The sequence below is a fragment of the Streptomyces sp. NPDC046859 genome, from assembly GCF_040645135.1.
Lineage (GTDB): Bacteria > Actinomycetota > Actinomycetes > Streptomycetales > Streptomycetaceae > Streptomyces.
Map to the genome: position 1 here is coordinate 201,424 of NZ_JBEYXR010000013.1, position 6,920 is coordinate 208,343.

Here is a 6,920-nt window from a genome sequence, read left to right on the forward strand (position 1 = left end):
TTGAGTGCCAGTACGTAACGCCCCGGTGTGTCCGCGGCCGTGTTCGAGGGAGGCGGTGGGTCAGAAACCCCCGTACACGTCCACCCTTTCGGGGACGCCGCGTCCGGCGGTCAGGGTGACCGCCGGACCAGCGTGCCCCGCATGCCGGGGCGCCGGATCAGCCCTGCGGCCGCGACCGCAGACCCTCCAGCAGGATGTCGAGAAGCCGCGCCGAGGCCGCCGCCTGCTGGGCCGCGTCCGGCAGGGAGGGCGCGGCCGTCGCTATCACCAGCAGGACGTCCGACACGGACACGTCCTGCCGCAGCTCGCCCGCCGCACGCGCCCGCTCCACGAGCTGGCCCACCACGTCGAGCAGCGCCGCCGCACCGGCGTCGTCCACCGGGTCCGCCGCCACGGCCGGAGCCGGCTCGGACACCAGCCGCAGCTCACCCGTGCCCGGCTGCATCCGCTGCTGCGGCACCCGCGCCTCGTCGGAGGCGCCCTCGTCGGCGACTCCGACCCGCAGGACCTGCGGCGGCAGCAGCCGGCCCGCGCCGGACGCCACCGACGTCCGCAGGAAGCGCGACAGCGCCGACCACGGCTCGTCCTCCTGGCCGAGCGCGGCACGCGCCTGGTCGGTCAGCCGGGAGGTCTCCTCCTCGGCTATCCGCCGCACCAGGACGTCCTTGCTCGGGAAGCGGCGGTACACCGTCCCCACGCCGACCCGCGCCCGGCGGGCCACGTCCTCCATCGGCGCGCCGTAGCCCAGTTCGCCGAAGACCTCACGCGCCGCACGCAGCACGTGCTCCAGATTGCGCTGCGCGTCCACGCGCAGCGGCGTCGTACGCGACGACTCCCCGCGTCCGGCACCCGCGCTCATGGCGGAGCCCATCGCCCCACCCGCCGGCGCGATGGCGGCCGCTGAAGCCCATCGAGAATCCTGAACATGCATAGGTGATCCCCCGGTAATGACGTCTCCCCCCGGAGACACTCCCCGTCATTGCTAGCCGGAGCGTCGCGGAACAAGCCCGGGACAACGAGTCCGTCCCGTGTGTCTCACGGACCCGATGAGCGCATCCCCCTGCACCCCGTCGACACACGAACATAGTTGAGAGGGGGTCAATTCAGAAGGGGCACGTTCCGCACGGAGCGCCCCTCGATCGGAGCACGGGTCGTTTACGTCCCGATTCCGCCACCCGCGCACCCTGGGCGCACCCCATCTGACCTGCATACTCTTGCAACACTCCGGCAATTCGGCCAAATCGCGGTGACGTCGGCGACCGGTCATACAAATCGCCGAGGCTGTGGACAAACGCAAGCGACGGGTGCGTCATGGGATGGTGAAGGAACGTGCGCGCATTCTCGTTGTCGGCGGCGGCTACGTCGGGATGTACACGGCCCTGCGCCTCCAGCGCCGCCTCAGACGGGAACTGGCCCGGGGCGAGGCCGAGATCCAGGTCGTCACACCGGACCCGTACATGACGTACCAGCCGTTCCTCCCCGAGGCGGCGGCCGGCTCCATCTCGCCGCGGCACGTCGTCGTCCCGCTGCGCGCCGTCCTCCCGGGGTGCCGGATCGTCCTCGGCGAGGTCACCGCCGTCGACCACGCCGCCCGCACCGCCACCGTGACCACACTCGCCTCCGAGGGGCACACGGGCAGCGAGCACCTCGCCTACGACGAACTCGTCCTCGCCCCCGGCTCGATCTCGCGCACTCTGCCAATCCCCGGCCTCGCCGACCACGGCATCGGCTTCAAGACCGTCGAAGAGGCCATCGGCCTGCGCAACCACGTCATCGAGCAGATGGACATCGCCTCCTCCACCCGCGACCCCGAGGTCCGGGACGCCGCCCTCACCTTCGTCTTCGTCGGCGGCGGCTACGCCGGCGTCGAGGCACTCGGGGAACTGGAGGACATGGCGCGCTACGCCACGCGGTACTACCACAACGTCCGGCCCGAGGACATGAGGTGGATCCTCGTCGAGGCCACCGACCGGATCCTCCCCGAGGTCGGCGCCGACATGGGCCGCTACACCGTCTCCGAACTGCGCCGCCGCAACATCGACGTACGGCTGCACACCCGTCTGGAGTCCTGCGCGGACCGCGTCGCCGTCCTCGACGACGGCTCCCGCTTCCCCACCCGCACCGTCGTGTGGACGGCCGGCGTCAGACCCCACCCCGTCCTCTCCGCCACCGACCTGCCCCTCGACGGGCGCGGCAGGCTGAAGTGCACCGCGGAACTCACGGTCGAGGGCAGCACGCACGCGTGGGCCGCCGGAGACGCCGCCTCCGTCCCCGACGTCACCGCCCGCGAACCCGGCACCCTGTGCGCGCCCAACGCCCAGCACGCCCTGCGCCAGGCCAGGGTGCTCGGCGACAACATCGTCCACACCCTGCGCGGCGAGCCCCTGGAGACGTACGCGCACGCGTACGCGGGCTCCGTCGCCTCCCTCGGCTTCCACCAGGGCGTCGCCCAGATCTACGGCCGCAGGCTCAAGGGCTACCCGGCCTGGTTCATGCACCGCGTCTACCACCTCAGCCGGGTGCCGACCGTCAACCGCAAGGCCCGCGTCCTCGCCGAATGGACGCTCTCCGGTCTCTTCAAGAGGGAGATCGTCTCGCTCGGTTCACTCGAACATCCGCGGGCCGAGTTCGAACTCGCGGCCGGTGGAAAGCATCCACACAGGCCGGAGGACGACCCGAAGGGGTCGTCCTGACCGGACCCAGGAACTCCCCGGCCGGGGCAGGCGTCTGACGGGTGTCGGCCGGGACGGCCGCCCTGCCAGACTGACCCCCGACCGATCCCGGACGACGACCGACCTTTCACCCACCAGGCCCGACCACAGTGCTGCGACCCCGGGGTGCCGCCGCACCTCGGACCCCTGTCGGGTCCTGAGCCGGCCGAAGACGACGACACGAGGCAAGGATTCGTGAACTTCACGCGCTGGAGCGCCCGGCTCCCCGGAACGCAGCGCCGCGCCGCAGCGCGGACGGAACCCGCGGCGGCCTTCGCCCAGGACCGTCCGGGAGACGGCCCCGGAGCCGTCCCCACGGCCCGCGTCGAGCAGCTCACCGACGGCGACCGCCCGATCCCCGCCCTGGACGAGCTGCCGGCCCGTGAGGTCCTCGACCGCGTCCCCGCCCTGGTCGCCCTCGTCCACGGCCCCGACCACCGCCTCGCCTACGTCAACGACGCGTACGCCGCCGCCTTCGGCTCCCGCCTCACCGGCGAACCCGCGCGCGCGGCCCTGCCCGAACTGGCCGAGCTGGGCCTGTTCCCGCTCCTCGACCAGGTCCTGCGCAGCGGCCGCCCCCGCACCCTGAAGTCCCGCAAGGCCACCGACGGCCGCTCCTACACGTTCACCTGCACACCGGTCACCGAGGGCGAGGGGGGCGTCCTCGTCTTCGCCACGGACGTCACCGACCACGCCGAGGCCGCCGAGCGCCTGCGCGCCAGCGAACGCCGCCAGCGTGAGACGGCCGTCACCCTCCAGCGCTCCCTGCTCCCGCAGGAGCTCGAAGAGCCCGACGACCTGCGTGTCGCCGCCACCTACCACCCCGGCGGCACCGAGGCCGCGGTCGGCGGCGACTGGTACGACGTCATCACCCTCGGCGGCGGCCGCACCGCCCTGGTGATCGGCGACGTCATGGGCAGAGGCGTCCGCGCGGCAGCCGTGATGGGCCAGCTCCGGACGGCCGTGCGGGCGTACGCCCGTCTCGACCTCCCCCCGCACGAGGTGCTCCAGCTGCTGGACGGCCTCGCCATGGAGATCGACGCGAACCAGATCGCCACCTGCGTCTATGCCATCCACGACCCCAACGAGGGCCGCCTGGTGTACGCGTCCGCCGGGCACCTGCCGATCCTCGTCCGCGACGAGCACGGCGCGGTCCAGCGCGCCGACGAACCCACCGGGCCGCCCCTCGGCACCGGCGGCTGGATGCACGCGTCCGGCTCGATCGCCCTCAGCCCCGGCTCGACCGCCGTCCTCTACACAGACGGCCTGGTCGAACGCCGGGACAAGGACCTGGACGAGGGCATCGCGTCGCTGGGGCGAGCCCTCGCCGGCGCCACCGGCACCCCGCAGGTCGTCTGCGACCGCCTGGTGCGCTCCGCAGGCGTCACCGCGGACCACGACGACGACGTCGCCGTCCTCGTCCTCCAGCACCCGGCCCGCACCGGCCCCGACCACGAGCTCTTCCGCAACGCCGCGCTGGAACTGCTCGGCGGCGTCGAGGCGGCCCCCCGCGCGCGTGCCTTCGCCTCCGGCGTGCTGACCAGCTGGCGCTTCCCGCCGGACCTGCACGACCACGGCGTCCTGGCCACCAGCGAACTCGTCGCGAACTCCCTGCAGCACGGCACCCCGCCCATGCGCCTGCGCCTGCGCCGCACCGACCGCCGCCTGATCATCGAGGTCACCGACGGCGACGACCACCTGCCGCGCCGCCGCCGCGCCGAACCGGCCGACGAGTCGGGCCGGGGCATCGCCATCGTCGCCAGCATCGCCTCGGCCTGGGGCTCCCGGCGCACCCCCGGCGGCGGGAAGGCCGTGTGGTGCGAGTTCGTCCTGCCCCAGGCCCGCTAGGGCGTCAAGCGTGCGCCGACTGACCGGCCGGTGAGGCGGCCCCCTGGGCCACGACCCGGCTGCGGTGCAGCCACGGCTGGTCCTGCGCGACGGTCAGCTGCCGCCCCAGCCGCAGCGCGAGCCAGGTGATCCCCAGCGAGAACAGCAGGAACGTCACCACGTACGGCCCGTGCAGCGACGCCCCCATCGGCCCGCCCACGGCCGGCCCCACCGCCAGCGCCAGCTGCTTGACCAGGGCGAACGCCGAGTTGTACTGGCCGGCCAGACCCGTCGGCGCGAGATCCGCGACAAGAGGGGCGACGGTCGGCGACAGCATCGCCTCACCGAGCCCGAACAGCGCGTAGGTGGAGATGAACGCGGCGGTGGCCATCTCCTTGCTGCCGTTCCCGAGGCCCGCGTACGCCGCCGCGACCCACGCGACGGCCCAGATCAGCCCGACCGCGGCGATGACCCGCGTCCGCCGGCCGCGCTCGACGAACCGCAGGACCGCGAACTGCGCCACCACGATCATCGCGGTGTTCGCCGCCAGCGCGGTGCCCAGCGCCGAGGTGGACACCCCGACCGCCTCCACGCCGTAGGCGCTGAGCCCCGACTCGAACTGTCCGTAGCAGGCGAAGAACAGCACGAACCCCAGTACGCACAGCTGCACCATCTGCCGGTGCCGCAGCATCTGCTTCCAGCCCCCCTTGGCCGTACGGCCGTCCGGCGCACCGCCGACCTGCGGCGCGCGCGGCACCCGCACGGTCGCCATCACCACGACGAGCACCAGGAACATCACGGCCTCGATGGCGAACAGCAGAGTGAACGAGGAGACGCTCGTCGTGTCGACGAGGTGCCCGCCGATCAGTCCGCCGACCCCGAGCCCGAGGTTCTGGAGGAAGAACTGCGTCGCGAACGCGCGCGACCGGGTGTCCGCCGTGGAGCAGTCCACGATCATCGTGGCGAGCGCCGGCTGCATCACGGCCTGCCCGGCGCCGAGCACGGCCGACGCCAGCAGCACGGTCGCCGCGCTCCCCGCGAACCCGAGGCCCAGCGCTCCCACGGCGGCGGCGATCAGGGCGGCGAGCAGCACCGGCAGCGAGCCGCGCCGGACGATCGCCCGTCCGGCGAACGGCAGCACGACCAGCGCGGCCACGGCGAAGACGGCGAGGACCAGCCCCGCCGTCATGGCACCCAGCCCCCGCACCTGCGCCACATAGACGTACAGGTAGGGGACGGTGAAACCGAGCCCGAACGCGCTGAGTGCGTTGCCCACGTGGATCCGGCGCATCGCAGCGCCCATCGCCCTGGTCACGTTCACCTCTCTTCTGGCAGACCCTTCATGCAGGCCTGAAGACTTCAAAGCTAAAGTTCGAAGGTAAACAGTACATGGTTAAGGACTTCGATGCGAAGCAGGGGCGTGTCATACTCGGCCCATGGGCGACCCCGACATCGGCGAACCGACGCTCGAAGAGCAGATCGCCGCCTACCAGCGCGAGTTCCAGGCCCTGGACCCCCAGGTCGAGAAGATCGTCTCGGCGCTGTCCCGGCTGAACCGGCGCATGAACGTCGCCTACGGACGCCAGACCGCGGCTCTGGGGATCAGCAACACCGACTGGGAGGTCCTCAAGGCCCTCGTCCTCTCCGGTGCCCCGTACCGGATGGGGCCCGGAGAGCTCGCCAAGCGCCTCGGCCTCACGCCGGCGGCGATGACCCACCGGATCGACCGCATGGTCACCGAGGGGCTGGTCACCCGGGAGCGCGACGAGGCCAACCGCGTCCGCGTCATCGTCGAGCTGACCGCGGAGGGGCGCGGGAAGTGGCTGGAGGCGATGCGCCTCGCGTCCGTCTTCGAGGAGGACCTCCTCCAGGACCTCTCTCCCGAAGAGCGCGCGACCTTGGGGGAAGCCCTGACGCGCCTGCTCCGCCGCGTCGAGGACGCCCAGCCCGACGCGGGCGGACGGCTCACCGACCTGGACTGACGAGGGCACCGCCCCGGCTCTAAAAGATCTTGACAGGGGGTGGTTGACATCGCCCTGCCCGATCCGTAGAGTTCTTCGGGTTGCCGCGGAGCCGTAACGGTTCTTCGACGACACCTCCCGCCGCGACAGCGGCATCAAACCACCAGCACGATCTCCCTGACGGGTTTGTTTTCGGCGTGCCCGAATTCAATTCGAATAGGGGGCCGGCGCCCCGATTGGGAATCGCCGGAAGGATCCGCTAAGGTTTGAGACGTCGGAACGGCCCAACAGCCGGGAGGACGAACCCCGCTGACTGGGGATCAGGTCGGAAAAGGATCTGGTAAAGTCGGAACCGCCGGAAAGGGAAACGCGGAAGCGGGAACCTGGAAAGCACCGAGGAAATCGGATCGGAAAGATCTGA

The 6,920-nt window shown here is 71.9% G+C and carries 5 protein-coding genes; 3 read left to right on the plus strand and 2 right to left on the minus strand.

Annotated features, from left to right (window positions below; genetic code table 11):
- Positions 1–157: 157 nt before the first annotated feature.
- The gene (locus ABZ899_RS21120) at positions 158–931 is read right to left on the minus strand and encodes a helix-turn-helix domain-containing protein (RefSeq protein ID WP_361348206.1); all 774 of its coding nucleotides are present in this window, start codon (positions 929–931) and stop codon (positions 158–160) included.
- 385 nt (positions 932–1,316) lie between these two features.
- On the opposite strand from ABZ899_RS21120, the gene ABZ899_RS21125 reads away from it, so the two are divergent.
- Together ABZ899_RS21125 and ABZ899_RS21130 are read left to right on the plus strand one after the other, a co-directional pair.
- Positions 1,317–2,693 carry an NAD(P)/FAD-dependent oxidoreductase gene (locus ABZ899_RS21125; protein WP_361348209.1) on the plus strand — a complete coding sequence of 459 codons (1,377 nt, stop codon included), beginning with the start codon at positions 1,317–1,319 and terminating at the stop codon, positions 2,691–2,693.
- Between the two features lie 213 nt (positions 2,694–2,906).
- The gene (locus ABZ899_RS21130) at positions 2,907–4,559 is read left to right on the plus strand and encodes a SpoIIE family protein phosphatase (RefSeq protein WP_361348212.1); all 1,653 of its coding nucleotides are present in this window, start codon (positions 2,907–2,909) and stop codon (positions 4,557–4,559) included.
- Positions 4,560–4,563: 4 nt separating this feature from the next.
- On the opposite strand, the gene ABZ899_RS21135 is transcribed toward ABZ899_RS21130, so the two are convergent.
- Positions 4,564–5,829 (minus strand): MFS transporter, encoded by a 1,266-nt coding sequence (locus tag ABZ899_RS21135; RefSeq protein WP_361348249.1) that lies wholly within the window; start codon positions 5,827–5,829, stop codon positions 4,564–4,566.
- Positions 5,830–5,974: 145 nt separating this feature from the next.
- Here ABZ899_RS21135 and ABZ899_RS21140 point away from each other — a divergent pair, with 145 nt between their 5' ends.
- Positions 5,975–6,520 (plus strand): MarR family transcriptional regulator, encoded by a 546-nt coding sequence (locus ABZ899_RS21140; protein WP_361348215.1) that lies wholly within the window; start codon positions 5,975–5,977, stop codon positions 6,518–6,520.
- Positions 6,521–6,920 lie beyond the last annotated feature (400 nt).